This is a genomic window from Alphaproteobacteria bacterium 33-17, from assembly GCA_001897445.1.
Taxonomy (GTDB): Bacteria; Pseudomonadota; Alphaproteobacteria; order Rickettsiales; family 33-17; genus 33-17.
On sequence record MKSX01000010.1, the window covers coordinates 121,611 to 147,941 of the forward strand.

Sequence of the window (26,331 nt, forward strand, 5' to 3'; positions counted from 1 at the left end):
GATTTCCGTCACCAAATTATGAAATTCTAAAGTAATGATGCATAGAAATTTCTGTATTTAAGTTAAATCTTTTCTGAAATTCGATTTTATTAGAGAATTTATAGGAGATAATTTTTTACCTGACGTAGTTACGATAATTAATTTAAATTTTATTGCAGTACAAGAAGTAACGAGTGAAAGCTAGTAAAACCTAGCTGAACAAGGAACGACGAAGTAATGCAATAAAAGATAAGTTAATTCAAATGTGGAAGGATTCGCCGCAACCACACCTACCCTTCTCATTGGGATTTACGAAAACAAAACCTGACTTAAATTTTTCTTCTACGAAGTCCATTGTTGTGCCTAATAGATATAGCTCTGCTTTTCTGTCGATTAGCACTTTTACGTCGTCTTGCTCTACTACTATGTCAAATTCTGTTACTGAATCTGCATATTCTACGGTATAGGAAAGCCCTGAGCAGCCGCCTGAACGTACGCCTACTCTTACACCTGCGCTTTCTTTATCACGTTTAGAGAGTAACTCTTTAATACGTTTTATAGCGTTTTCACTTATATTTATTACGGCACGTCTCGGCCTTGCAGTCTTTTCCATTTTAACCTTTAAGCTTTATGCTTATTTTTATAATCTTCGATTGCTGCTTTAATTGCATCTTCTGCTAAAATTGAGCAGTGAATTTTTACAGGTGGTAATGCAAGCTCTTTAGCTATATCGGTATTTTTAATGGTCATAGCTTCATTGACACTTTTGCCTCTTACCCATTCTGTAACTAATGAGCTTGATGCAATTGCAGATCCGCAGCCAAATGTTTTAAATTTAGCATCTTCAATAATGCCCTGATCATTTACTCTAATTTGCAGTTTCATTACGTCACCGCAAGCTGGCGCGCCAACTAAGCCTGTACCTACGTTTTCATCATCTTTATTTAGTGATCCTACGTTTCTTGGATTTTCGTAGTGATCGATTAATTTTTCACTATATGCCATTTTTTTCCTCCGTTTTACCCTTGATCACAATGATCAAAAGCAGTTTTTTAAATCTACTACCAATTAGTAAAAATCATATTTTTATTCCTTTAAAATAAATTTTTCAAATATTTCAAATAGTAGGCGCAACGAGTGAAAGCTAGTAAAACCTAGCTGAGCGAGGCGCAACGCACTAGTTGACGTATTTCAAAAATTTATCAATGGGCGGCCCAGTTGATTGATTTTAAATCTACACCATCCTGGAACATTTCCCAAAGTGGGCTCATTTCTCTTAATTTTGCTATGCTGCTTTTTACTGTAGCAATCGCATGTTTTACTTCTTCTTCTGTAGTAAACCTTCCAAAACCAAACCTTATTGATGTATGAGCAAGCTCTTCATCAAGCCCTAAAGCCCTTAAAACATATGACGGTTCAAGTGACTCTGATGTGCAGGCAGAACCTGAAGACACTGCTAAATCTTTAATTGCCATAATCATTGACTCACCTTCAATGTATGCAAAGCTAAGGTTTAGGTTACCAGGATATCTAGCGTCTTTATCACCGTTTAAGAATACTTCAGGAATATCTCTTACTATTTCAGAATAGAACATATCAAAATATTTTTTGAGCATATCATGGTCTTTCTGCATTTCTTCACCAGCAATTTTTGCCGCTTCACCAAGCGCCACAATAAGCGGTGTTGATAAAGTACCAGAGCGCATTCCTCTTTCCTGACCTCCACCATTAATAATTGGCTCAAGTCTTACTCTTGGTTTTCTACGCACAAAAAGAGCGCCTATTCCTTTTGGAGCATAGACCTTATGACCTGAAATACTTAGTAAATCAATATTCATTTCATTCACGTCAATTGGGAGCTTCCCAAAACCCTGTGCAGCGTCTGTATGGAAAAACACACCTTTTTCTTTACAAATTGCACCAATTTCTTTAAGTGGCTGAATCACACCTATCTCGTTATTTACAAACATAACTGAAACAATAGAAGTCTGATCTGTAATTGCGTTTTTAAGCTCATCTAAATCAATGAGTCCATTTGGCTTAACTGGCAGATAAGTTACCTTAAATCCATCTTCTTCTAAATGCCTGCAAGCATCTAGAACACATTTATGCTCGGTTGCAACAGTTATAATATGGTTTTTTTTATCTTTATAAAACCTTGCCACACCTTTAATTGCAAGGTTATTTGACTCAGTAGCACCTGAAGTAAAAATTATTTCCTTACTATCTGCTTTTATAAGCTTCGCTATCTCTTCTCTTGCATTTTCTACTGCTTTTTCTGCTTCCCAGCCATATGCATGGCTTCTGGAATGTGGGTTACCGAATTTCTCGGTAAAATAAGGAATCATTTTATCCATAACCCTGGGATCAACCGGAGTTGTAGCTTGATAATCCAGATAAATTGGTAATTTTAACGACATATTTCCTCTGTTTTTACATTCTTTTGGTATATTTCATCCCAAACTTTTATAAACTCTTCAATCTCATTTTTAGTAGTAAACTGCGAAGTACTAACCCTTACCACGCACCTCGCCTCACTCTCATTCATTCCTTGCGCAAGCAGTACATGAGAGGCTGCAATTTTCCCTGAAGAACATGCAGCACCCGAACTTATTGCAATGCCTGCCATATCAAACGATATTAACTGCGTTTCATTTGGAACATCTGGCATATATATTAAGCTTGTATTAGGAAGCCTTTTTGAGCCTTGCGATATAATTTTTGCACCTTTTCTTTTAAGAATCTCGGTTTCAAGGAATTTTTGATTATCAACACAAATACTGGTATAACTGTCTATATTACTTACAGCAATTTCAATTGCCTTTGCCATACCAATTATGCCTATAGTATTTTCAGTACCTGCCCTAAGCCCCTGATTCTGACCGCCACCTTTATGCATTGGCGCAAGCGGTATGCCGCGTTTGATAAACAGCGCCCCAACTCCCTGAGCGCCATGAATTTTATGGCTTGATAATGTAAATGCATCTAAATCTAAACTTGCTAAATCAACTTTAACCTTGCCAACTGCCTGAATCATATCTGAATGAAGCATAGCGCCATATTTTTTAGTGATTTCGCGTATCTTTACAATGTCCTGAATCACACCAGTTTCATTATTAGCATACATAACAGATACTAGCGGCTTGTTATGTTTTTGAATCTCTACTTCAAGCTGATTTAGGTCTATATGACCATTATTATCAACATCTATAAGCATTAAGTCTTCTCTACTATTTAGTATAGAAGCATGTTCTGTTTTAGATGTAATAACTTTTACATTTTCAATATAGTTTACCACCCAGTTATTTGTCTCAGTGCCAGATGAAGTAAATATAATTCTATAATCGTTTTTATTTATATTCAGAGACTTACATATAATATCTTTGGCATTTTCGATGTACTTTCTTGCTTCTCTTCCCAAATTATGAACCGAAGAAGAATTCATAGGTTTTGACACAAATTCAGACATATACGCCCACACTTCAGGAAGTATGTTAGTTGTAGCGTTATTATCTAAATATATATTATGCATTGCTAAACTTACCGTTTTTAAAATCTTCAAGTGTCACAGATGTTAAATAAGCTTCAATCTTGATACCAAGCTCATCCCATAAGTCATGGGTTGCGCACTTTGCCCCATTTGGCATACAACCAGCTAATCCGTCGTTAGTGCATCTTACAATTTTTATAGGCTCTTCGACTGCATGAATAATTTCAGCGATTGATATTTCTGATAAATCTTTAGCGAGTGTATAACCCCCACCAGGACCTTTAACAGACTGAACTATATCATTTTTACGGAGTCTTACAAAAATCTGCTCCAGATAATTAAGAGGGATACTTTGTTTTTCAGCAATATCCGCTATAGTTGTTGGGGTATTGCGGTTTTTATTCATGGCCAAATAAACCATAGCCATCACAGCGTATCTACCCTTGGTTGTTAGCATCATGATAAGAAAGTACCATAAAAATGTTGCCACTTATGCAAAAACATTGCATTTCGTAAAAAATTTTTCTAATATATTGAAGAAAGTTATATAATACCCTATTAAATTAGTCAAGTATTCCGGGAGAATAAATTACATGCCAGAAGTTATTATTAGTGGTTCAGAAGGTAGAATCGAAGCAAGATATACACAAGGTAAAGAACCTAATGCACCTGCGGCACTTATACTTCATCCACATCCGCAATATGGCGGCACTATGAATAATAAGGTAGTTTATAATCTATACAGCCAGTTTGCTGCTAAGGGATTTTCAGTACTTCGCTTTAATTTTAGGGGCGTTGGAAGATCTAGTGGTACTTTTGACCATGGTATTGGTGAGCTTATCGACGCAGCTATCGCGCTCGACTGGCTACAACTTCACAATCCATCTGCTTCAAGCTTCTGGATTGGCGGATTCTCATTTGGCTCATGGATTGCCCTTCAGCTTCTTATGAGAAGACCTGAAATTCAAGGCTTTATTGCTGTTTCTCCTCCTGCAAATAAATATGACTTCTCATTTTTATCACCTTGCCCTTCTTCAGGTATTATTATTCAGGGTGATGCAGATTCAATTTCTACAGAAGAATCAGTAAGTAAGCTGGTTTCTAAAGTTGCTAAACAAAAAAATATCGAAATCGATTACACTGTAATACAAGGTGCAGATCATTATTTCCGTACTACTATGGATCAGTTTAATCAGGCAGTTAATGAATATATTGACAGAAGACTAATTCAGCTATCAGAAGGCGGATATAAAAAAGTTGACAGACGCAGAAGAAAAGTAACAATTTCTGAAGATGACGAAGAATAAAATTCTTTAAAATTCAACAACTTAATTGAAATTCTAATTTTGCTTTAGCCTTTTACAATTTTGTGATATCATTAAATTATTAATAAATATCACAAATAATGAAGGGTAATATGGGCAAAGAGAGTCAAGCAAGCATTCAAAATATATTAGATGAATGCGACCAAATTCAAAGCAAGATAATTAACACTACAGCTAATCATCTTCAGCTTGAAAATATTCCGTTTAAAGATCTTTTAAGAGAATCGGCTTACACTAACTTAGATTATTCACAGAAAGCGGACACTAAAAGCAGTTACAGCCCTGTAGAGTCGCATATAAGATTAATGAATGATTTAGCTAAATCAACATTTAAAGATGCCGCTGCTTACCAAAATAATCCAAAGGTTGCCGCAAAATTAAAAGAAACTCAGGAATTATTAAATTCTCTACAAGACCCCAAGAAAAGAGAAGACTTTTATAAAAAAGGTTTTAAAGATTATGCCGATATGGCTTTAACTAAAATGATAGTGAATAATTTAAATATTGAAGATAATAATCAAAAAAACAAGGCAATAGATGCAGTACTTAAATCTGTAAAAAATGCTAATTTACCCTTAAAAAACTTTTACGATAACTATATTCATACATTATCAGAACACAATGTTAGCAAAAATTACCAAACTATTTTACCTGAATTAAAACCTTACATATCCCAAATTAAAGATTCATTAAACTGGAAAGATCCTATAAATCCAGATATTATCAAAAAAATTGCGGGCAATTCTTTAGAAAAAATGCATAAAGAACATGGCTTAAAAGATCAGGTATCGAGGCTTACAGATAAAATATCTAATAGTCTTAATTATACTAAGCAATCTAAAGGAAAAGTCGTGGATTTGATTAATAAAATTTGCAAGGAATCAAAGATAGAAAATTTAAACCCAACTATTACAGATCTAATCATCAAACGCATTAAAGAGAATTCTGCAATTAAAGAACAAGATGAAAATGGCAAACCAATACGTCATTTAACTTCAGAATCTATCAAAAGAATTGAAAAAGATCTTATAAATGATGTAAAAGAACTTAAAGGTCAAAGCCCTGAAAGTTTATCAAACAAAATGACTAAAGCTTTAGGTTTAAATAAAGAATCAGCTGGTAAACTGACCAATTTAATTCATAAAATTTGTGAAGAAAATCACATAGCAGAAATTGATAAAAATACAGCAAACATTATTGAAAAACACGTTAAAGAAAATGCAAGTAAAGTTAAATCAAAAGGCGTAGGATCTAAATCATCTATGAACATTGATACTTTAGCAGTTGATCTAATAGAACATAAGGTTCAAAATGAGATTAAAGCGCAGCATGAAGTTAAAGCTAAAGTAGGAAATCCTTTAAAGCCAAAAGCTGAACCTGAAAAACAAACAGAAACAGCAAAACAAAATGCAAGACCAGTTAACAGAAGCCGTCGTAATAGTACAAATCAGAATTTAGATTCAGATACAATGAGGAAAGCTTTGGAAGAATTTAAAACTGAACCGAAAAAACCTAGTATTAATACAAATACTAGAAATAGGGCTAACGCTACTAGTAAGCAAACTCCAACCAGAAATTTTTAGATTTCGTAAAAGCCCAAAAATTATTGGGCTTTTACTATTTTATTGTTAGACGAAACTTCCATTCCATTTAGAACAAGCATTACAACACCTGCTATAATTGAAAGCCCAGGTATAATAGTAAGACCCCACTGCATTGCTTCAGCTTCCATCATACCACCAGCCTGAAGACTTGTAATTGCCTGACCAATAATACTGTGGAAAACGTAACCAAAAATCATGATCATCATATTTGCAACCGAAGCAGCAAGCGTTCTGCTTTTTTCAGGAGCATATTCAGAAGCCTTATATATTCCAATTACCTGATACGAAGCTGCACAACCAAGCATAACCATCATAAACCCTGCAATAAACTGGTTTGTAGGCATGAGGAAAATTACGTATAACATTCCAAAACCCATCATGAATGCACATATAGCAAGCATTAAAAAATATTTGCCCATTTTCTCTGTGAGTATTCCAAGTATTGGGGTAAATGCGCATATTGCCACATACACAACAGAAACAAGCGCAGGACCTTCATATTCTCCAAAACTTTTTACATTTTTCATGAAAAGCGGGCCCCAAATGTCGGCAAAACCTTCAATAACACCAACCATAAGACCTAACATAATACTAATATTGATAACGTACTTGTTGAGTAAAACAGTTTTAGCGTCATTAATCATATCTTTAACGCTAACTTCACTATTGTTAGTTTCATTTTTAAACAGAACGCTAATTAAGCCAAATAAAACTGCACCTAATATCATTAAAAGATTTACAGCATAATCAAAACCAAATGTATTCTTTATTAAATTAAGTGGCGCACCAGCATATAAAGGACCCATAAGACCAATTGTAACCGAATAACCAATCATTTGTGAGAATTTATTATGCGCAAAGCAGCTTGAAACTATCTTAAATAATCCAAGTATTGCCGCAGATGAACCAATACCTGTAATAAGCCTGCCTATAACTACCATAGACCATGAATCAGAAAATACTATTGGCGCAATACCCAGTATTACAAGCGACACATAAGCAAGCATTTGTTTTTTTAAGGCAAACCTATCAAGCATTATTCCAATTGGAACGTGCGCTAAGGAATAACCAATATAATAAACACCAGAAAACTGACCGAAAGCCGCAGAATCCACCTGAAAACGGTTTTGAATATCCGTAATCATTACACTTGGCGCAACTCTTACAATATATTGATATAGTAAAAATACAGAACCTATAGCCCATAGTAAAATTGGATTAACTTTGTTTTCCTGTGAAGTGCTCATTTTGATCGCTCTCCTATTGATATTATTTGTTGATTTAGTTTTGAAAATAAGGCTGCAAAGATGCAAGAGTAAAAAGATATTATAGCGGACAAACCGCGACTGTGGCCGCTGCGCACATCACAGCGACATGAATAAAAAGATTAGTTGATGTATAAAAACTTTTTTCCATAATAGTGATAAACTAGCATCATGATAATTTTTAGTCAACCAATTTTTAACTTCTTAGACGTAAAAGCCATTCTGCGAGTAAAATATGGCAAGCTTAAAATATCTTTTAGTTTAAAATATATTCATTTTTTAAACCTTGAGATATAAAGTATTTTAGGTTAGATTAAATACAGGAATGACGAGCGAAACCTAGTAAAATCTAGGTAAGCAAGGAAATGACGCATATATAATCAATATAAAATACTTTATAAATGGAACAACAGGAAGTTTTAACTATTGCACACGATGCTATTATAGTACTAATGAAAGTTGGTGCGCCTATATTGCTTGTTGCTTTATCGGTTGGTTTGATAATCTCGCTATTTCAGGCACTTACACAGATTCAGGAAAATACATTATCTTTCGTTCCTAAAATGATAGCTATTTTAGTATGCCTTATGATTGCTATGCCATGGATGGGATCTCAGCTCAGAACCTTCAATGAAAGGGTTATGGAAAAAATCATAGGAATACCATAATGCTTAACAGCCTTTCAGACCTTACTACTCAGGTAGTTGTTAGTTACTTCCTTATATTTTGCCGTATTGGCGCGGCATATATGACAATGCCAGCACTTGGTGAGGCTTATATATCCACAAGAATCAGGCTTATAGCAGCAATTATTACCAGCATTGTAATTGTACCTGTTGTTGACAACGCATTTAAAGGAGTTCATGAAAATGTTATGATCATGACCCTCCGCATATTTAATGAGGTTCTTATAGGCGTTATAATGGGGTTTTTGGTTAAGGTACTCATGGCAACTATTGGCTTATGCGGTATTATGATTTCATCACAATCAGGGCTTTCATCTGCCATGATGTTTGACCCTAATACAGATTCACAAGGTGTTGTAGAGGGTAACTTTTTAAGTGCGGTGGTTGTTGTGTTAATTTTCGTAACCGACATGCACCATCACTTATTATATGGTATTGTCCACAGTTATAAAGTTTTCCCACTGCTTCATACTATTAACTATGAGCATTTAGCAAACGACATTTCACACCTGATCGGCCAGAGTTTTATCATGGCATTTAAAATGGCAAGCCCACATATTGTTGTGGGCATTATTTTGATGTTCTCTGCTGGTATTTTATCAAGGCTTATGCCGAATATTCAAATTTTCTTCCTGCTTATGCCAATACAAATTCTGGTAAGCTTCACACTTATGACCCTAACACTCGGTTCAATAATAATGTGGTATTTTGAATTTTTAAGCGAAAACATCAACAAAATGTTCGGGCTTTAGTTACTTCCCTTTTGCCTGATTTTCTTTAGCTTTTTGCTCAACCATAGCTCTAAAATCAACCATATCTTTCTGGCTTGTTCCTAATTTTGGTAATATATGGTAGTTTATAATATCCGAAGGAATAACAATTACGTTAGTTTCTGACTGTTGATTAGAGTTATTAGTACTCGTAACTTCCAAACTTAATTGAAAATCTCTACATATTGATACAATTTGCTGTGTCATTTTAAATCTTTCAATATATGACTCAAACTTAGCATCTGTAAGTGGCTCGCTATTTGCTTTATAATCAGCAGCAATCATCTTACCTAAAAACGGTAACGAATCCTTAAGCTTGTTATAGTACTTATATGATAATTTATTAAAATAACTAAGTGGCATATCAGGAATATTATGCTTGCCTAACAATTCCTTAAACTGTTTTTCACTAGTTACTTCTAGAACTCTGACTACTTCAAAATCACCATCAATTCTTGCTAAATACAATGCTGTATCGCCACCTGTGCTTTTCTGATTAACATCCGCTTTTGCCTCTATAATTGCATTCACCACATTTAAATGACTATTCTCTGATGCCAAGTGTAAAGGTGTATTGCCATCTTTATCTTGTAAATTAACATCTGCTTTTGCTGCTATTAGTGCATTCACCACATTTAAATGACCATCCCTTGCTGCAATGTGTAAAGCTGTATTGCCATATGCATCCTTGAAATCAACACTACAGTTTGCTGCTATTAGTGCATTGACCACCTCTAAATGACCATCCCTTGCTGCAATGTGTAAAGCTGTATTGCCATATGCATCCTTGAAATCAACACTACAGTTTGCTGCTATTAGTGCATTCACCACCTCTAAATGACCATTCCCTGCTGCACGGTGTAAAGCTGTATTGCCATTTTTATCTTGTAAATTAACATCTGCTTTTGCTGCTATTAGTGCATTCACCACCTCTAAATGACCATTCCCTGCTGCACGGTGTAAAGCTGTATTGCCATATGCATCCTTAAAATTAACACTACAGTTTGCTGCTATTAGTGCATTCACCACCTCTAAATGACCATTCCTTGCTGCTTTTAATAAAGCTTCATTCGTATTTTTCATATTTTTCGTCCTGTTTAAAATTATCTGTTCTATAGATTTATTACTTCCCTTTCGCCTGATTTTCTTGTGCCTTTTGATCTACCATGCTTCTAAAATCAGCTATAGCTTTATGGCTAGTTCCTAACTCATTTAATATTAGGTTAGAAATCTCAGGAAGAAGTCCTTCTATATTAAATTTTTTGCATACTGATGCGTAGTCACGAAACTTTGTAATATATGCCTCAAATTGAGCATCGGTAAGTGGCTCGCTATTCGCTTTATAATCAGCCGCTATCATCTTACCGATGTAAGGCAAAGATTCCTTAAGTTTGTTATAATACTTAGGCGAGAGGTTTTCAAAATAATTAAGTGGCATATCGGGAATATTATTTTTGGCTAACAATTCCTTAAATTGCTTTTCTCCAGCAGCTTTAAGAGCATTTGCAATATCATCGGTTTTTGCCGACTGTAAAGGTGTTTTATTATTTATAGTCTTTATATTAACATCCGCTTTTGCTGCTATAAGTGCTTTTACTACCTCTAAATGACGACCAATTACTGCACAATGTAAAGCTGTATGGCCAAATTCATCATATAAACTAAGATCCGCTTTTGCTGATATAAGAGCATTGACTACCTCTAGGTATCCAGACAATGCTGCAATGTGTAATGGTGACATACCTAATTCATTTTTTGTATTAACTTCAACACCTAATGCAATATATAAAAGCGCAGGTTTTAATTCATTAATTTGAATAGTCATGTATAACAAAGTATTATCAGAAAATCTTTGATCATTTAAATTTTGTAAAAAATTTGAAAACCCTTGAGGATCATGTTTAGCTTTTTCAAGTATAACCCTTGCCCAATCTTTCCAATAATCTAATAGTTTGTCATTTGTACCTGCACCTTCAAGAATATGTATAATTTCTTCAGATTTGATATAAATTATTGCTTTATTTAAAGATGTTTTGCCTTCTTTATCCCTTGCATTAACGTCTGCACCTAAAGCTATAAGAGATTTAACTATATCTACATGACCATTTTCTATTGCCAAATGTAGCAGTGGGTTTCCCTCTTTATCTTTTAAGTTGACATCCTTACCTTGGGCTATAAGTACATTAAGTGTATCTAAATCACCTTTTATAACAGCTTCTACTAAAGCTTCTTCCATACTTTTCATAATTTATACCATTAATAATTCTTAAAAATTTAAGCAAAAAATAATATAATATTAACTATTTGTCAATATAGTTTTAATATAATATTTCTATTTATAGAGCTATTTAAATTTATGATAACTTATTATAGCCCCTTCAAATTCCTCAATTTAAGTATTTCTTTTCCTGAAAAAAGTATTATTGTGAGAGCCAGAAAGAATATAAAAAAGGTTAAATATCATGAAAATATATGTTCATAATACTCTTACTAAGCAGGTAGAAGAGTTTATGCCTGAAAGTGATAATATAAAAATGTATGTTTGCGGCCCTACGGTTTATGACAGACCACACATAGGAAATGCAAGATCGGCGTTAGTATATGACCTTTTTTACAGGTTTTTCAGGGAAATGTATGGCCGTGAAAACGTAACTTACGTTAGAAATATTACAGATGTAGATGATAAAATCATAGCAAAAGCTAAGGAAAATGGTGTTAAAGTCCATGATTTAACCCGCGAAATAACAGATTTATTTCATGACGACCTTAATTATCTTGGCTGCTTGCTACCTAATTTTGAGCCGAAAGCTACTGAAAACATTGATAAAATGATAGAAATCATAGCACACCTTATTCAAAATAAGCATGCATATGTAGCTAATAACCACGTATATTTTAGCGTTGAGACTGATGAAAACTATGGCAAACTTGCAGGCAGGAACTTAGATGAACTAAAAGCAGGGGCAAGGATAGAAGTTGAGGAAAATAAGCACCATCCGGCGGATTTTGTACTTTGGAAGCCTATGGATAGCGAAGATACCTTAGACAGCGTTTTTGATAGCCCGTGGGGCAAAGGCAGACCCGGCTGGCATATAGAATGTTCAGCTATGAGCAGTAGATATTTGGGTAATAATTTTGACTTCCATGGTGGTGGTGCAGACCTTATGTTCCCACATCATACTAACGAAATCGCCCAAAGTACCTGCGCTTTCAAAGGATCACATTATGCAAAATACTGGGTTCATAATGGCTTTGTGACAGTAGATGGCGAAAAAATGAGTAAGTCTTTAGGCAATTTTACAACCGTATATGATATGCGAGAAAAGGGCATAGATGGTAGCGCTCTTCGCTTAGCACTTCTTAGCACGCATTACCGTAAACCACTGGATTTTAACGAAAAATTACTTGATGACTCCGAAAAAGCACTTAAGGCATTTAGAAAAAATCTAAGTCATAATGATCATTTCAGGGATGATGAGATCTTAGAGTATTTAGCTGATGACCTTAATATATCCATGGTTATAGCCCGCCTTCATGAGCTTAGCCGCGACAATACTGACGAGTCAGTTGCTAAACTAAACTGGGCTTTAGACTTACTTGGTCTAAATTATACTACAAAAATCCATACAATCAGTGACTTAGAGATAGAAAGTCTGATACATGACAGGCAAGATGCAAAACTCCAGAAAAACTATGCTGAAGCCGATAAAATAAGGCAGTACCTTCTTGATCAAGGGATTACGATTGAGGATACTAAGGATGGGACTAAATATTACAGGTAACAACAATGCATAAAATTTCAAAGTTTAATGATTTAATAGAAAAATACGACCTATTTTTATTTGACCTTTGGGGTGTTGTGCATGATGGAAATTCATTATATATCAATGTGTTAAACACCTTAAAAGAATTAAAACGTCAAAATAAAAAGGTGCATTTTATATCAAACGCCCCTCGCCTTAATTCGGCTGTAAAACCCGTACTTGAAAGGCTTGGCGTTAACCCTGACCTATACAGTGGTATAACCTCATCTGGCGATACCTGCTATGAGATGCTTAAAACTAAAACTTATGGTGAAAAATATACTTATATTGGTCTTGATAAAGATATCGGCATGATTGATGATTTAGGATATTTTAGGATAAATCCAGGATATTATCCTGATTTTATCCTGTGCCATGGATATTTTGGAGATAATCGTGATGATGAAATTCACAATATTCTAGAAATGGGAATTTCTAAAAATTTAACCATGATCTGTGTAAATCCTGACCTCACAGTTATCAACATGGGAAGAACTCTTTACTGCGCTGGTAAAATAGCTGAAAAATATAAAGACATGGGCGGAAACGTTAAATATTTCGGCAAGCCATACGAGGATATTTATAATCTTGTATGCCATAACTATGATACCCCAAAGTCCAGGATTTTGGCAGTGGGTGATAGTTTGTATACAGATATTCTGGGGGCAAATAACTTTGGTATAGATTCCTGCCTTGTTACTCAGGGAATTTTTAACGAAAAACTTGGCAAACATTTAGAGAATAGTATATTTACTAATAATATCAACGACTTAAGCAGTAAGTATAATGCAAGACCAAGCCACATTATTCACGAGTTTTAATATCTCCAGGGATGTTTTAGGCATACCTGATAAAGCAATCAAAAACCATATCTATACCGCAGAATACTGGTATTTCTTAGGCGATGAGGATGTTGATAATATCATGAAATCTATACTGATCATCAACAAGTTTCATAGCTATTTTCATTTTGAGCAGACCGCACTGTACCTATTCAAGGCTTTGATAAATAAAGAAAAGAGCGCGTATTATATTGAAAAATCCTTATTTCAGGATCATCAGAATAAAGCGGCAATAGATGCTAAAAATGGTAAGGAATTAGGCATAGAAGACATCCTTGGATACCCGCACAATATAAGGACAGATGACGACTTTTTAAAATTTGCGCTAATTGATTACACCCCAGCAGAACTACTTTTTAGCCATAGAAAATTATTCATGCAAGCAACTGAATTTTATAGAAATAATGACATTATAAACGCTGAAAAATTCATTGATGATGCAATTAATTTGATAGAAGAAAAACATGATTTATATCATAAAAATGCAGCCATTTGCTACCTAAAACGAGCTTATATATTTGAAAAACATGACCGAATTGAACTAGCTAAAAACGACCGCATTAAAGCAAATGATTTATACAACTGGCTTGCAAATACCATATAAGTAAAGCCCTGCAAACATTCAGGGCTTTACTCATTAGCGATTCTTAGCTCATATGTATAGTATTAGACTTTTTATTACGCTCATCTATAATCCTCTGCTTGAAGTCCCTTGACTTACTTGCAGTTTCTCTATTGATAATCGATAAAGATTGCAAATCTCTTGAACTTAGATATTTAGCAATATGCTCTGTACCTATTTCAAATGGTAGAGCGTTAAGGCATGTATTAGAGTTTGTAAGTTCAGCATCTGATTCTGTTGAAACAGCAGGAACCTCTTCAGTAGCGTTTTTAATTAAACTTTTTGTCATGTCTTTAGTTAAAGCTTGTGTTTTTTGCATAGCTTCTTTAAACATTTCATTACCTAAATCAGGGTTGGTAACAAACTTGACTAAATCTTCTATTGAAAAATCTTCAATAAAATTTGGAATAATCTGATCAATAACACTAATAATTTTTACGATAATGTTTTGATTTAATGATTGATACTTTTTTAATACTATTGAACATAATCTAAAATCATATTTTATTAGATCTACAATTTGTAAGTTAGAATTTAATAAATTTATAGCATTATCATTTGTTATATCATTTAAGAGAACAGGATCACATTTAGCTAAATTAATAATTTGATCAAAACTAACATTTAGTCTCAGTAAATTGATAATTCCTTTTGAATTTAGCAAAGCAAAACAATCAACATTATTCAGACTTCTAATTTGATTAAAAGTAAGATCAGTCTGCATTAACAGTTCTATAATATTAAAAATTCTAGAGCTAATTTCATTTGATTCATTGCATTTAAATATATCAACTATTTCATCAAAGCTTATTTGCTTAGTATTTAATAATAAAACAATCAATTCATGATGATCAGATATAGAATATATACTTATTTCAATAAGACTTTGAATTTGTTCAAAGGTAATATGTGAATCTAATAATTTTATAATACGATCACTATAAAACAAATCTATATTTTTATTAATCAGGTAAATAATTTGATCAAAGGTAATATTCGCATCTAATAATTCTATAATGTTAGCAGAGCTTTTAATTATTAAATTATTTGTGGTCGTGTATTTAGATAATTTAATAATTTGATCAAAGGTAATATTTGAATCCAGCAATTCTATGATATTTTCACTAATATCAATAACATACTCATTAGTTTCCAAAAGAATCATAATTTGATCGAAACTAATATTTGCGTTGAATAGTGTTATAACATTACTAAATATATTAGTTGAACTACTATAATGTGTACTCTTAAATTTTAGGAGAGTAATTATATTCTCCAAACTCATTTTATCAGTATGAAATAATTGTATAATATCATCAAGATGTAGAAGAAAATCCATATAGCATTCTGGATCAATCTTATCTTTATTTATCTTGATATATTCAATTAATTGTTTTTCATTTAATATACTAAACTTCATTACCACCTTTCTAAACCATTAATTAATACAATACAACTAACGTTTCATTAATAAAATGTCAATATTTATTAAAATTTATATGGGAAAATATGATATGTATAGTAATTTTTACTAACTGATTTTCACTTTAGGGGCTTTAGGTTTGGTAAGTCTTACAACTACTGTATTTGCTATAAGATCATGAATTGCCCTGTGACGAAGCTCAAATTTAGCAAAAATCATAGGAACTAAAAAGGTTATCGCAGTAATAACAGATGATATATTGCGAACGACTAACTGGAATATATTAGGTTTAGAATACGTTCTGCTATCAAGAATTCTAAGACCAAAGAGCCATTTTCCTGGAGAAGTTGAGTATTTATTATTAACCCAAATTAAAAAACCTATACTTAATGCAAGCACTGTTCCCTGAGTTAGAATCTGAGATAATATATAATTATTCATAAAATCCATATTCATGATTCGAGGGTCATTAAACGCTTTTATCAGACTTGGAAATCCAGGGTCTTTCGACAGATATGACATAATAATTTGCTGACCTTCCTTTACAACTTCAAACTTCGATTTAAAAATCCAGGTTATGAAATGTATAAGCGGATAAGATATAAATGTAATAAGCATAAGATCAAAAGAAGCAGCATAAATGCGGCGAGAAACTTTTGGATATGAAATATTTAGCTCACCAGTTTTTTGAGGATATACCAAAAGCTTTGGATTTATTGTCTCTTCTTTTAAAAACGGCAAATATTTTTTTAACATATCTTACTTTCTAAGGGTAACCTTTTCTGAGGGTTTCTTCTTTTTCACACTATCTGCAAGATCTAAAGGCAATGTTTCATTGAAAATACAAACAATGTCAGGACCATTACGAAGTGTAAATCTGCTAGCAACTCTTTCAATAACAATGTATTTTCCCGCTACACGGAAGTTCACAACAGACTCTTTTGCCTGAGAATCTACTAAGAATATTGCAGGAACCTCAGCATTTTTATCTCTAAATTCCATATAGGTGAATTCACCATCATCAAACACCTTAACAGGAGCCATGGCATCAGGACCGCTCATAGTATAATTAAAGTTGTATTTTTCAGGATTTGATAAGTCAGGTAAAGCTATACCACCATTACCGCCAATACCAGCGCCAATGCCAGCTGTACCCTCTTCAGGATATACGAATTTTACGTTAAATACCATTTCGGGATCGTTAATATCTGTAGCTTCCTTACCGTGAAGCTCAAAATGATATACTCTTTTATTAGTAATTAAAGTCATATTTGTAGTAGGATTTGCTTCAACTGGCTTTAAAAACAAACGCTTTCCTGATGGGACTAACTGCCATGCAACCGAGTCACCTATTGAAATATTGTCAATTGTTTCTGACTCCTCAAACTCAATGCTTGCCTGATATCCGAAAAATCCCGTAAACTTAATTACATCTTCAGGGTTGTAAACAACAACACGAAGCCTTCCATCAATCATTGTAGGCTTAGGTTCTCTAAGCGCATGAGCGCTTGTTGTTGTTAATAAAACTATAATAAAAGCAGCGATTACCTTCATATAAATACATCCAATATCTTATTTATCAATAATTCTATACTCATTAACTTGAAAAATCAAAGGTTTTTGATACTCAATAATATCTTTAATATTTGTAAGCTCAAAACGGAGGAAGACTTTTTTATCAATAGTTACCTGTTCACCTTTGGCATAGTCCATTTTCATACTTTTAATAGTAACTTCAGCCTCTTCTGCATTTTGATTCTGGTCTAATAAAAATCTTATATTAATATTTTGTGGCATAATTTTAATAAAATCTTTATTTTGGCTAATTTGGGCGTCATTTTCAAAATTTTGAATATCTTTAAAGAAGCTCTTAAGCACTGATTTTGATGAATTTCTTCTAATATAATCTATTTGCTGAGTGATATTTGCAGTATCATAAACTTCGTATTTACTAACGTATTTTTTAAGCATAAATTCTGCTACAGCCAATTGTTCGGAAATTGGGTGAGTAAGCTCTGTTAATGTCAGCTTCTGCTTTGTTTCATCTTTAATACTGGTAAAGTAGAAATATTCTTCTGTGCCAAATGTGCCGTCTTTATATGTAGCAAACAAAATAGAAGTCATGGCCATGATCAGGGTTAATATAAGAGCTATGAAGATACGCTGACTGGCTGGATAAACATAATTAAATGAATACCACTCAAGGGCATCATGATAATAATCCCCAGACTTTAAGTTTCTAAATATTGATTTTTGAATATCATCCATTATTTTAGCAGAAACAATTCATTTATTATTAATACTTTATCATAATATTTTACTTACTACAACTGTTAGCAGCCTATTACAGAAATTACTTGCAAAATATTTACGGTAATTATATAAGTTTTCATAATTCCATTACATGTAAATGGTTACAAATTATTAGAGCTAAGATATTTTAATAATGGTAAAGGAATGACGAGCGAAGTGTAGAAATACTCTACATGAGCAAGGAAATGACGCATACCAATATTATAAAGACTTAGCTATAATGCCGCTATAGCTCAGTGGTAGAGCACTTCATTGGTAATGAAGAGGTCGAAGGTTCGATTCTTTCTAGCGGCACCATTAAATTTCCCTTAAATTATTGATTTTCCTAAAAAAAACTTTAGTATAACTAGTTAAATCCATTGTGATTGCAGGAAAATATATGGGATCCAGCCTTACTTGCCAGCTTAAAGAAGCCTTAATGAACGCTATTTTCGATAATAATAAAGATGCAGTGCTGGAAATAATTCATGGCGATTTTGATATTAATTTTGTTGATGAAAATGGCACTACTCCTCTTATTTCAGCATGTGAACTTGGACATGAAAAGATAGTGGGCATATTGTTAAAGAAAGGCGCTGATAAAACTATGCAAGATATTAATGGCAATACAGCCCTACATTATGCAGCTGAGAATAATGACTATAATATTGCTGTTCTTCTACTTCAAAAACCCGCATGTATTGAAATTTGTAACAAACTCAAACAAACACCTTTAGATATTGCGATTTTTAATAATCATTTAGAAGTTACAGCCGCGCTGATACTTAAAGGCGCGGAAATAAGATTCAAAGAATCTGATGATAAAAAAATTAAAAAAATTATTTTATCAACCAATCCCATAAAAATGGCACGCTCAGTTATTACTAAACTTAACCAAGTGCAGCTAACAAAGTTTATAGAAGATAAAGAGTCTATGCCAAGCCCTGTTCCCAAGTGGCGTTCGGAAATTGACTCTGAAGCAGTGCTTGCTAATTCTTCAGCAGTTTCAACAGGGAAATATTAATATAGGAATATCATGTTACAACAATTATTCATTAAAGCTTCCACATATGCTAGTAAAAATACATTTAAAGGGGCTTTCACGCAAACCATGCATTTTAATAGCCATAAGCCCATTCCTATGGAAGAAAGTTTATTAAAAGCTGTAAAAGAAAAGAACAAGCCTGAAGTTAAATATTATCTAACTAAGCCTATAAATTTGAATCATGTATCAGAAGAGTTGGGTAGCATTTTTCACGCGGCTGATAGTGTTGTAACAAGGTTTTTTCTTAAGTTCCCTGTAAACCCCAATTTACTTAATACAAAAGGCAATGCGCCGCTTCATGATGCATGTAATATTGGTTACTACGATAAAGTTGAAAGGCTTTTATCTCATAAAGATATTAATCCAAATATTCAGAATCAAATGGGCAGAACGCCACTTCATTATGCAACAATGCTTAGCAATTCAAGGATTACTGAACTTCTGCTATCTCATAAAAATATAAAACCTGGAATTTGCGACAATTTTGGTAATACTGCGCTACATACCGCCCTTACCGCTGTTAACATAGAAACTATACTTAGGGATGGACGTATTAATCCTAAAGCTCAGAATATTTTCGGAGAAACCGCTCTTCATGAAGCTGTTGAAAACGGAATGATAAAGCTTGTAGAAGCGTTTTTAAAGCATGATAGATCTAATAATTATATGCTAATCAATCCTTCTATTAAAAACCTAGCAGGCGATACCCCGATCGATATAGCTTTTCAGGAAGGATATGTTGAGATAGCTAAGTTACTTGCATCCCACCCATACCATGATAAAGAAAATGCTAAAAGCTTTAGAGAAATTACTGAACTTGCAAAACTTGCGCATGATTTAGATGTAGGTAAAAGGTAAGACTGAGAATTTATAACAATCAATTGAAATCCTGTGCTTTTACAGGATTTTAATAAGCAGCTGTTGATAAATTGTAATTCTTGCTTATAAAGTCTTTGTAATTACTTGCAAAATTATCCAGCATTTTAGCATCCATATTGTTTGCAATCAACCTTACGTCTGCTTTAATTGGCTCTTCACAAAGATAGTTTAAAAGTTCTTTGTTATTACCATCATTAAAGCGCATGAAAAATTGCTTTCTAAGACGCAAAATTGCACCCTTATCGTTTAACATTTCATAAGCAACTGCAAGCTTGACTATAAGCTTTTCCTGAAGTTGGTCAATCTTTCCTTCTGACTCTGACCAAATTTCTGTTGCAAGATTAAGCTCGTTCTTTATTGCAGCCCAGTCTCGCTGCCTCCAGTAAATATCTGTTCTGATACCGCTTGCATTAGTACTAAGATCATTTTTCAGCATTGTCAGAGCTATGTCATATTTTTCATTTTCAGCATATGCAGTTGCTTTTAAATATTTAAATTTACGGCTTTCATCAAAGTCAGGCTCTATCTCTAAAGGTAAGGCTAAAATTTCTACTGCCTCTTTTGGTTTATTATCAACCAAGTATAAATAAGCCAGTTGCTTAATTAAGTTATTTCGTTCTAAGCCTTTCGACCTGAATCTTATCTGGTGATTCAGAATGTTTTGAGCCTGGTCTAACAAATCTATATCTACCAGTCTGTTCACCATTTTCCTTACAATTTCATCACCTTTATCACCAATTGGTGTAAGCTCTCGAAATTCAAAAAACAAATTTGCATATTCCATTTCATTAATACTTTTAGGAAGCTCGGTTTGGCTAAATAATTCTACGAACTTTTTACTCATATCTGATGCTAGTACGATAGCCTCTGGAATACCTATAAAATTTTCAACAACATTTTGCCATGCTCTAAATGCTTTATTATAAATACCGTTTTCATAAGCAAGATTACCATAACCAATTAGCATTTCAGCTTCGGTCGCATCCCCTCTCCATATAGATAAAGCTTTTTCCATTTTATCCAAAGCGGCTGTCGCATCAATTTTTTTTTCTTCATACTCAATTTGAGCAATTTTAAAAATTGCTTTTGCTCTGTTTTTAAGGTCGCCTGAATCATCTGAAAGGTCTTTAAGTACTTTCATCGCAAACTTGTTATTTTTATTTCTCTCGGCAAGCATTGCCTGAAAATATTTAAAATCATTAACATACTTACTATGCATAGCCATAGAAGCATGCTGAATAATATTTGCTGCGGCATCATATTCTTCGTTATCAAGCATGTCCTCAAGCTCAATTAACGCAAGCTTACTGCTAACTAATAGCGGGTACTTTTTTAAAAAAAATTCGCTATTTATAACATAATTTATTCTACGGTCTTTGTACTCATCGTTAACTTTAAGATTTGCCGCCGCTATCCACATGCTCAGTTCATTATGATATTTTGAATGTACTTTACTCATATCTAATTCATTAAACCTGTTTTTCGCTACCACAAATTTATTGTTTAAAAAACTAAGTAGCGCCATTTTGATTTTCAGGTCTATATTTTTTTGAATTTGCGGGTCATAAATAATGGCATTCTCAATTACCGCTTCTGCTTCTTCTGTCATTCCGTTTTGAAAATAAAAATCCGCAAGCCTTAATCTTTGAATATATTTGTATTTAGTATCAGTTTTAGTCAGATCATAAAGTATTTTTCCAAGCTTTTTGCTGTAGTCAGGCACTGGCTCTCTCCAGTTACCAAAATTAAACATACTATCGCTGGTTTGATAATTCATACTGGTTTTTTTGTAACTTGGGGAATCTATTATTAAATTATTTTTCTTAATAGACGTTTTAATATTATCATTTTTCTTAAGTAATGCTGCACCAAGTACAGTTCTAATAAGATCAAAATCAGTGAAGTGATAATTTTTCTCAACGTTTATTACATCATTATTTACTGTATAAACTATAAAATTTTCACCTGTATCCTGGTCTATAATATTTACGCTATTTGTAAGTCCTGGTATGGTAAAAGAGATTTGAAACTCTGGTGTAATTTGATTTTCACCAACCTCATAAGCATCTTTTGGCACATTGTCTCTGGTAAGTGTAATAAGCCATGAACTTCTTTCTCTGGCTACTTTTATATTTTTGTTAGATGGAATTTTATAATATACATAATTACCCATTGCTGATGAAGTTAACTTAATAGGCGCATCTTTAGGCATTACCGGAGGATTATCATTACTATCAAAGACTACATAAATATAACCAGATCTCTTAAAGATTGCCGCACCAACAGGGTTTTGCCATTCAAAATTTAACTCAAGGTCAGTACCAATTTGGGCAAATTTTATTAAATTAAGTTCGGTTATTTTTTCTTTAACCTTTGTTATTGGTGCTTTTACAATCTCTTCTTTTTCAGCTGGCTCTTCTTTTTTTGCTTCGTCTTTAGAAGGTAGCTTCAAAACCTGATCTGATTTTAAGGTTGGAACGGGAGTTTCTTTTTTTGGCTCAGGATTTTTTGGAGACTTAACCGCCTTTACTGTTTTTGTTTCAGTTTTTACAGTTTCAATCTTTTTAGTTTCAACCTGCTTAAGTTTACCATTATCTAAAGGGGTTACTTTTTTAGTTTCTTCTGTTTTTACAACTTTTTTCTCTTCTTTTTTAGTAATGGACTTTGTATCTTTTTTAGCTGCATCAAGCTGTTTTTTAGGATCAGCATTTTTTTGAATATTAGCAGTTTTAATAATCTCTATACCAAAAGCATTATCTCCTAGGAATTTTCTAACTTTTCCAGGATTACTTTTTAGTGTAATAATTATCTCATTTTTTTTTGATATAATTGACTTAATATATTTAGAATTTTTAGGGGCAGATATTTTACCCTTCACTGGATCTTTTAAAATAATGATAACTTTTGTATCGTTGTGAATTACTTTAATAGTTTTATTATATTTAGCGTTAAAAATAAGCCTTTCATTGGTAGTATCAAGATTTCTTACTTTAATAGAGTTTATAGCCGCAGCATTTGCTGAGCTTAAAGAACATATGAATGATATAATTATCAAACTAATTGCTAATAATAATTTCAAAGCTATTCTCACCTAAACCATTAGTATATTTTAATTCACAATTGATATTATCTAATGTTGTCGCATTTCTCAAGAATTTTACAATTCTCAAACATTTATTTGATCTGTCTATAAAAGTTTGCTGCGTTAAGTCTTCGGTGTGTATATATGTTCTGACTTTTAATTTTTTCTGCATATTGAATAAAATAGTGGATAAAAAGCTTATAAAGTCTTTAGCTTCGTCATCAACATATTCGTTAAGCAGGAAAATTTCTTTTTCTGGCGCAGAAACTATGATACCGTCTATATCTGAATAAACTTCTGCTATAAACTTACCTTCATAATTTTCAATATGATTTTTAATCACCTGCTCTAGGTAAACGTTTTTAATACCTTCAACTTTTGGCATTTCTGAAACTTTCTTCATATTATTTTCTATTTCGTGAAAGTTTTTAACATTATGCCTTAGGTTTACTGATGCTACTATGTTATCCCATAATTTTTGCGTAGGCATAATATCAATGTATAGCAAGATAAAAAATGAAAGTATCAGAGAAAGTAAGTCGCCAAGTATCATCATCCATGGCTGCGATACTTCGGAGGTAGATGATAAATTACGAATAACCAAATCTAAAGTTTTGCTATTTGAGCTATTATATAGTTTTTTAGAATTTATTTCTTTATCATCTGCGTCTTTTTTATCTGAATCTTCAGATGAAGCTTCAGAGGATGGCTTACGGTAAAAAATAAATTCTGCATCATCAGTCATTGCTCTTGATCCTCATTGTAAGCTTACTATTGGGAACTATAATCAATGTTAGCAAATCTTTTCTATCAAGCTGAGTGCTAAAAAGATCAAACAAATATGATATGTTGTCGCGTGAGGAAAATTTAGGATATTCAGGCAATTCAATTTTAAGCTTCATAAGCTTTTTATTGTCATTAATTACTGCGAAAACTGTTTTAAAAAAATTTAGGTGCTGCGGCTTTAATGTATCATTTTCAAATAAGTCGTTAATGTCTATGCTAATTTCATATTCACCCTGATAATTCCTTTTAAAAACCCACATTGCAAGTCTTGAGCTTTCTTCTAAGGTTCCAACCATTGAAGATTCTACTTTCTTTTGCATGGTATGCTCATTTGTTGAAGCATCATATACAGGCTTTTCATTATGGGGCGTAAATTTTGATTGTGATATTATTAATATAAAGAAGCTATTGAGAATAATATATAAACTTATAGTGATAATATGCCGGTTGTTCATTTTATAAAAAGCAATCTGATAAATGGTAGTTTTGTTACTATTTTACCAAAATCTTTAAATTTGCCAAGCATTTGTCCAAATTTTACAGTATTATCTAATTCTTTGTACATATAAGCTATTGTATCGGAGTTATTTAGCGACTTATCTTTAAACCAGAACAATATAGTTTTTGTATATACAATGTATAATAATGAACGCTTTGAATAATAATTAAAATCTAAGGCTTTATCCCCTATTATTCTCCATGTTTCGTCTGACTCTTTCCAAATTTGCTTAAGCAGCAATTTTCTGTCCTTAATCAGCAACATTGATGAACCAGTTTCTAAAATCTCTTTATATGGCTGAGCAGCCTCAAGTTTTTTTATAATAACATGAGCTATCTTATGCCTGATTCCCATATTGTGAAATTCAGCCTGGTTTAATTTCTCAATAAAGTCAGCATTTATTATATTAATAAGCTCCTGCATTATTGAAACAAAACCTTTTGGAAAGATTACATCATTTAAAGCATAGTCGATATTGGCATCACTATAGGCTGCTTTAAGCGATACATCTGTCCAGCCATCAAACGGTATATGATTAACTAGCTGATTTACAATGCTTTTTCTTAAAAAACTTAAATTTACTTGCATGTTGGTAATTTGTGTATTATTATCTCGGGATCAGGTTACCAGCTATTTAATAGTTTGTCAAAAAAGACCGGAAAGGGGGTAAAGAAATTGGTAAATACTGTTGTAAGAGATAATAACGTTGAGCAGGCACTTCGCGCGCAAAAGAAAAAGTTGCAAAGAGAAGGAGTTTATCGCGAAATGAAACAACGCAGGCATTACGAAAAGCCAAGCGAAAAAAGACAACGCAAGAAAACTGAAGGCATAAAGCGTCAGCGTAAGCTTAAGTCTAAAAACGAAGATAAATAAATAAAAAAAGGTCGGTTCAATTGCCGACCTTTTTTTTTAAATACATATATACAATTATGATAAAAAAATATTTCATTATACTGTTGCTTTCACTAATACCTTGTACCAGTTTTGCAGGCAAAGGTTCTGATTTCATGAATTATTTAAATTCAGCTGACAAAGTAGCAAGCACAGCAGAAGCGATAACTATATTAGCAGATACACAAGTCAGATTATCTGCGATAGAATCCTATGTTAACAATGACAGACCAGATACAGCTACAAATGAAATATCCGGACTTAGAAAAGATTTGGCAAAAGCGATTAAAATACTCATAGATAATAATTTCCCAGAAGAGTCAAAAGCTTATAAACTTGATATTATAGGAGCAAATGACTATTTATCGGTTGCATATAGCCTTAGGGATTTTCAAGAAATTTCACCTGAATATAAAAAACTTTCAATGCAATTATCAATGCATATATGTAAAAACTTAACTACCAACACTATAACGCTACTTAAAGAGCTTGCAACATCAATAGTAAAAACTCCAAGTTCTAAAAATGCTATTAAATATCACACGAACCTAACAAGGATCAAAAAGATTAACGTAGAAATTTCAACAAATATAATTGCACTTATTACTGAACTTGCAAAAGCAGAATCTATTGCTAAAAGGTAGGGGTTTTACTAATCCACTATCAACCCTTCTGACACATAAATTATACACTTACAACCAAGTACCTTATGGATACATGTAGATTTATGGATTGCTTCAAAATATTTCATATTTTTCGCAACGACAGTAACTGATGATTTGGAAAGACTTTGAGATAACATATTTTTTTCTACACCTAAACTTCCAGCATGTATCATAACTATAGTTAAGTCTTTATAACTCTGGTGCATCTATTACTCTCACTAACCGAAGCATTACCAGGCTCTTCGCTTGTCATTTTATATTTATATGGATTGCTTCAAAATATTTCATATTTTTCGCAATTGTATAGGTTCGGAGTATCGGTGACGGAATTTTGAGTGAAAAGGGTTGACAATAAGTCTGAAAGGGTTGTGTAAAACGCTTTC

28 protein-coding genes and 1 tRNA gene are annotated in these 26,331 nt (G+C 32.9%); 12 read left to right on the forward strand and 17 right to left on the reverse strand.

Going from position 1 to position 26,331, the window contains the following annotated elements:
- Positions 1–238: 238 nt before the first annotated feature.
- The 5 genes from BGO27_07875 to BGO27_07895 all read right to left on the reverse strand — a co-directional run bounded on the left by BGO27_07875 (position 239) and on the right by BGO27_07895 (position 3,929).
- Positions 239–592, reverse strand: coding sequence for a Fe-S cluster assembly scaffold SufA (locus BGO27_07875; GenBank protein ID OJV15815.1), 354 nt, complete (start codon positions 590–592; stop codon positions 239–241).
- An 8-nt stretch (positions 593–600) separates the two neighbouring features.
- Complete coding sequence (locus tag BGO27_07880; GenBank protein ID OJV15816.1) at positions 601–984, reverse strand: Fe-S cluster assembly scaffold IscU; 384 nt, start codon at positions 982–984, stop codon at positions 601–603.
- Between the two features lie 197 nt (positions 985–1,181).
- Positions 1,182–2,399, reverse strand: coding sequence for an IscS subfamily cysteine desulfurase (locus BGO27_07885; GenBank protein OJV15817.1), 1,218 nt, complete (start codon positions 2,397–2,399; stop codon positions 1,182–1,184).
- On the reverse strand, positions 2,390–3,511 hold the full coding sequence (locus tag BGO27_07890; GenBank protein OJV15818.1) for a hypothetical protein: 1,122 nt from the start codon (positions 3,509–3,511) through the stop codon (positions 2,390–2,392). The genes BGO27_07885 and BGO27_07890 overlap by 10 nt, the downstream gene beginning before the upstream one ends.
- Positions 3,504–3,929: an Rrf2 family transcriptional regulator gene (locus BGO27_07895; GenBank protein ID OJV15819.1), complete on the reverse strand. Its 426-nt coding sequence runs from the start codon at positions 3,927–3,929 to the stop codon at positions 3,504–3,506. The genes BGO27_07890 and BGO27_07895 overlap by 8 nt, the downstream gene beginning before the upstream one ends.
- Positions 3,930–4,062: 133 nt before the next feature.
- Here BGO27_07895 and BGO27_07900 point away from each other — a divergent pair, with 133 nt between their 5' ends.
- Both BGO27_07900 and BGO27_07905 read left to right on the forward strand, forming a co-directional pair.
- On the forward strand, positions 4,063–4,776 hold the full coding sequence (locus tag BGO27_07900) for an alpha/beta hydrolase (GenBank protein OJV15820.1): 714 nt from the start codon (positions 4,063–4,065) through the stop codon (positions 4,774–4,776).
- Between the two features lie 110 nt (positions 4,777–4,886).
- Positions 4,887–6,377, forward strand: coding sequence for a hypothetical protein (locus BGO27_07905; GenBank protein OJV15821.1), 1,491 nt, complete (start codon positions 4,887–4,889; stop codon positions 6,375–6,377).
- 20 nt (positions 6,378–6,397) lie between these two features.
- Here the strand turns inward: BGO27_07905 and BGO27_07910 are convergent, their stop codons facing one another.
- Positions 6,398–7,645 carry a hypothetical protein gene (locus BGO27_07910; protein ID OJV15822.1) on the reverse strand — a complete coding sequence of 416 codons (1,248 nt, stop codon included), beginning with the start codon at positions 7,643–7,645 and terminating at the stop codon, positions 6,398–6,400.
- Positions 7,646–8,064: 419 nt separating this feature from the next.
- Between BGO27_07910 and BGO27_07915 the strand changes: the two genes are divergently transcribed.
- Both BGO27_07915 and BGO27_07920 read left to right on the forward strand, forming a co-directional pair.
- Entirely contained in the window at positions 8,065–8,331 is a 267-nt protein-coding gene (locus BGO27_07915; protein OJV15823.1) for a flagellar biosynthetic protein FliQ, read from the forward strand.
- Positions 8,331–9,101 carry a flagellar biosynthetic protein FliR gene (locus BGO27_07920; protein ID OJV15824.1) on the forward strand — a complete coding sequence of 257 codons (771 nt, stop codon included), beginning with the start codon at positions 8,331–8,333 and terminating at the stop codon, positions 9,099–9,101. The genes BGO27_07915 and BGO27_07920 overlap by 1 nt, the downstream gene beginning before the upstream one ends.
- On the opposite strand, the gene BGO27_07925 is transcribed toward BGO27_07920, so the two are convergent.
- Together BGO27_07925 and BGO27_07930 are read right to left on the reverse strand one after the other, a co-directional pair.
- Entirely contained in the window at positions 9,102–10,202 is a 1,101-nt protein-coding gene (locus tag BGO27_07925; GenBank protein ID OJV15825.1) for a hypothetical protein, read from the reverse strand.
- A 40-nt stretch (positions 10,203–10,242) separates the two neighbouring features.
- A complete protein-coding gene (locus BGO27_07930; protein ID OJV15826.1) occupies positions 10,243–11,364 on the reverse strand; it encodes a hypothetical protein in 1,122 nt (373 codons plus the stop codon).
- A 217-nt stretch (positions 11,365–11,581) separates the two neighbouring features.
- Here BGO27_07930 and BGO27_07935 point away from each other — a divergent pair, with 217 nt between their 5' ends.
- From BGO27_07935 to BGO27_07945, 3 genes are read left to right on the forward strand one after another with little or no spacing between them, the layout of a single operon-like run.
- Positions 11,582–12,901: a cysteine--tRNA ligase gene (locus tag BGO27_07935; protein OJV15827.1), complete on the forward strand. Its 1,320-nt coding sequence runs from the start codon at positions 11,582–11,584 to the stop codon at positions 12,899–12,901.
- A gap of 5 nt (positions 12,902–12,906) precedes the next feature.
- Positions 12,907–13,743, forward strand: a complete 837-nt coding sequence (locus BGO27_07940; protein ID OJV15828.1) for a hypothetical protein — start codon at positions 12,907–12,909, stop codon at positions 13,741–13,743.
- Positions 13,709–14,368: a hypothetical protein gene (locus BGO27_07945; GenBank protein OJV15829.1), complete on the forward strand. Its 660-nt coding sequence runs from the start codon at positions 13,709–13,711 to the stop codon at positions 14,366–14,368. The genes BGO27_07940 and BGO27_07945 overlap by 35 nt, the downstream gene beginning before the upstream one ends.
- 43 nt (positions 14,369–14,411) lie before the next feature.
- On the opposite strand, the gene BGO27_07950 is transcribed toward BGO27_07945, so the two are convergent.
- From BGO27_07950 to BGO27_07965, 4 genes are all read right to left on the reverse strand, one after another.
- Complete coding sequence (locus BGO27_07950) at positions 14,412–15,806, reverse strand: hypothetical protein (protein OJV15830.1); 1,395 nt, start codon at positions 15,804–15,806, stop codon at positions 14,412–14,414.
- 111 nt (positions 15,807–15,917) lie between these two features.
- A complete protein-coding gene (locus BGO27_07955) occupies positions 15,918–16,565 on the reverse strand; it encodes a hypothetical protein (protein ID OJV15831.1) in 648 nt (215 codons plus the stop codon).
- A gap of 3 nt (positions 16,566–16,568) precedes the next feature.
- Positions 16,569–17,363 carry a P-type conjugative transfer protein VirB9 gene (locus BGO27_07960; GenBank protein OJV15832.1) on the reverse strand — a complete coding sequence of 265 codons (795 nt, stop codon included), beginning with the start codon at positions 17,361–17,363 and terminating at the stop codon, positions 16,569–16,571.
- An 18-nt stretch (positions 17,364–17,381) separates the two neighbouring features.
- Positions 17,382–18,077, reverse strand: a complete 696-nt coding sequence (locus BGO27_07965) for a hypothetical protein (protein OJV15833.1) — start codon at positions 18,075–18,077, stop codon at positions 17,382–17,384.
- 267 nt (positions 18,078–18,344) lie between these two features.
- Between BGO27_07965 and BGO27_07970 the strand changes: the two genes are divergently transcribed.
- The 3 genes from BGO27_07970 to BGO27_07980 all read left to right on the forward strand — a co-directional run bounded on the left by BGO27_07970 (position 18,345) and on the right by BGO27_07980 (position 20,004).
- A tRNA-Thr gene (locus BGO27_07970) sits at positions 18,345–18,419 on the forward strand.
- Between the two features lie 82 nt (positions 18,420–18,501).
- The gene (locus tag BGO27_07975; GenBank protein OJV15834.1) at positions 18,502–19,125 is read left to right on the forward strand and encodes a hypothetical protein; all 624 of its coding nucleotides are present in this window, start codon (positions 18,502–18,504) and stop codon (positions 19,123–19,125) included.
- Positions 19,126–19,137: 12 nt separating this feature from the next.
- On the forward strand, positions 19,138–20,004 hold the full coding sequence (locus BGO27_07980) for a hypothetical protein (protein ID OJV15835.1): 867 nt from the start codon (positions 19,138–19,140) through the stop codon (positions 20,002–20,004).
- 49 nt (positions 20,005–20,053) lie between these two features.
- Here the strand turns inward: BGO27_07980 and BGO27_07985 are convergent, their stop codons facing one another.
- The 4 genes from BGO27_07985 to BGO27_08000 are packed head-to-tail and all read right to left on the reverse strand — an operon-like array spanning position 20,054 to position 24,980.
- Positions 20,054–23,104 (reverse strand): hypothetical protein, encoded by a 3,051-nt coding sequence (locus tag BGO27_07985; protein ID OJV15836.1) that lies wholly within the window; start codon positions 23,102–23,104, stop codon positions 20,054–20,056.
- The gene (locus tag BGO27_07990) at positions 23,082–23,852 is read right to left on the reverse strand and encodes a hypothetical protein (protein OJV15837.1); all 771 of its coding nucleotides are present in this window, start codon (positions 23,850–23,852) and stop codon (positions 23,082–23,084) included. Before BGO27_07990 ends, BGO27_07985 begins: the two co-directional genes overlap by 23 nt.
- Complete coding sequence (locus BGO27_07995) at positions 23,845–24,348, reverse strand: hypothetical protein (GenBank protein OJV15838.1); 504 nt, start codon at positions 24,346–24,348, stop codon at positions 23,845–23,847. Before BGO27_07995 ends, BGO27_07990 begins: the two co-directional genes overlap by 8 nt.
- Positions 24,345–24,980 (reverse strand): hypothetical protein, encoded by a 636-nt coding sequence (locus tag BGO27_08000; GenBank protein OJV15839.1) that lies wholly within the window; start codon positions 24,978–24,980, stop codon positions 24,345–24,347. The genes BGO27_07995 and BGO27_08000 overlap by 4 nt, the downstream gene beginning before the upstream one ends.
- An 87-nt stretch (positions 24,981–25,067) precedes the next feature.
- Here BGO27_08000 and BGO27_08005 point away from each other — a divergent pair, with 87 nt between their 5' ends.
- Positions 25,068–25,265, forward strand: coding sequence for a 30S ribosomal protein S21 (locus BGO27_08005; GenBank protein ID OJV15840.1), 198 nt, complete (start codon positions 25,068–25,070; stop codon positions 25,263–25,265).
- A 134-nt stretch (positions 25,266–25,399) separates the two neighbouring features.
- Positions 25,400–25,927, forward strand: coding sequence for a hypothetical protein (locus tag BGO27_08010; protein ID OJV15841.1), 528 nt, complete (start codon positions 25,400–25,402; stop codon positions 25,925–25,927).
- An 8-nt stretch (positions 25,928–25,935) separates the two neighbouring features.
- On the opposite strand, the gene BGO27_08015 is transcribed toward BGO27_08010, so the two are convergent.
- Positions 25,936–26,154, reverse strand: a complete 219-nt coding sequence (locus tag BGO27_08015; protein ID OJV15842.1) for a hypothetical protein — start codon at positions 26,152–26,154, stop codon at positions 25,936–25,938.
- Positions 26,155–26,331 lie beyond the last annotated feature (177 nt).